Genomic DNA, 999 nt, shown 5'->3' on the forward strand with positions numbered 1-999 from the left:
TATAGAAATAGACGAAAAAGGTTTGGTCTTCGGTTCAATCTAATTGCGGGCATTTATAATCTGGAGCTATGTTAATGGGTTTTGAAAGAGGTCTAATGTCTATTACGGCTTCTAAGAGCCAACTTCTTTTCGTCTTTGCCTATTTCTTCGGTTTTTCTCCTACAAAAATTTTAGCTGCTTTTCCTAATGTACTTTTCTATTTCTAAAAAGATGTGTTTTAAGCTATTTTTGGCTCGCCATAAATAAATTCTTTTTGTTCGATCAGCATCTTGTGCATGATCATGGATAACTTTCTACCTACTGCTAAAGTGGCTTTCTTCATCCCTTTTTTTCGCATAATTTTTAAACCCCAAGCTTTCACTTTACTCCATTTCTTACTTTGTGTGAGCATTACCATTCCAGCCTCAACTAACAAGGACCTAAGTTCATTGGATCCACATTTCGAAATTCTTCCCTGTCTTTGCACTTATCCAGAGGCATATTGTTTGGGAGTCATACCAAGATAAACTCCTACTGATTTAGAGTCTTTGAAGCGGGCTGGATCAAAAATTTCTGTTTTATAGGTTCATGCTGTTACAGGTCCTATGCCAGGAATTGTCATGAGCTGCTTTACTTCTTTATCTTGACTGACCAGTCTTAGAGCCTGTTTAAAATCTTCTCATTAAGGTATAATGATAGTTTTCATAAAACCTTTGGAGGTAGTTATGACCCGCTCTTATCCAAGCGATATTTCTCGTAAACAATTTAGCAAAATCCATCTAATACTTGAGTCTACACACAAAAAAACACGTCCACGAAGAGTTGATCTATATGATATTTTTTGTGGAATTTTGTACATTTTAAAAAGTGGTTGCCAGTGGCGTATGTTACCCATAGAATATCCTAAATGGGAATTATGTGATTATTATTTCCCTCTTTGGAATAAAAAAGATGATAAAAATTCTAAGAGTATTCTTGAAATAGTTTTAAAAAAAATTGGTTGGCGAGGTCAGAAAAAGC

3 protein-coding genes are annotated in these 999 nt (G+C 34.9%); 1 reads left to right on the forward strand and 2 read right to left on the reverse strand.

Going from position 1 to position 999, the window contains the following annotated elements; all coding sequences use genetic code 11:
- Nucleotides 1-217: 217 nt before the first annotated feature.
- Both RHOW815_RS08240 and RHOW815_RS09235 read right to left on the reverse strand, forming a co-directional pair.
- On the reverse strand, nt 218-391 hold the full coding sequence (locus tag RHOW815_RS08240; protein ID WP_215217797.1) for a hypothetical protein: 174 nt from the start codon (nt 389-391) through the stop codon (nt 218-220).
- Between the two features lie 75 nt (nt 392-466).
- Nucleotides 467-550 carry a transposase gene (locus tag RHOW815_RS09235; protein WP_215217799.1) on the reverse strand — a complete coding sequence of 28 codons (84 nt, stop codon included), beginning with the start codon at nt 548-550 and terminating at the stop codon, nt 467-469.
- A gap of 121 nt (nt 551-671) precedes the next feature.
- On the opposite strand from RHOW815_RS09235, the gene RHOW815_RS08250 reads away from it, so the two are divergent.
- On the forward strand, nt 672-999 hold a 328-nt coding region (locus RHOW815_RS08250; protein ID WP_215217798.1), incomplete at its 3' end, for a transposase.

The organism is Candidatus Rhabdochlamydia sp. W815 (genome assembly GCF_018642185.1).
Lineage (GTDB): Bacteria > Chlamydiota > Chlamydiia > Chlamydiales > Rhabdochlamydiaceae > Rhabdochlamydia > Rhabdochlamydia oedothoracis.

Coding starts and splice junctions, on each gene's coding strand:
- RHOW815_RS08240 (WP_215217797.1), bottom strand. CDS start 391: ATGCTCACACAAAGTAAGAAATGGAGTAAAGTGAAAGCTTGGGGTTTA.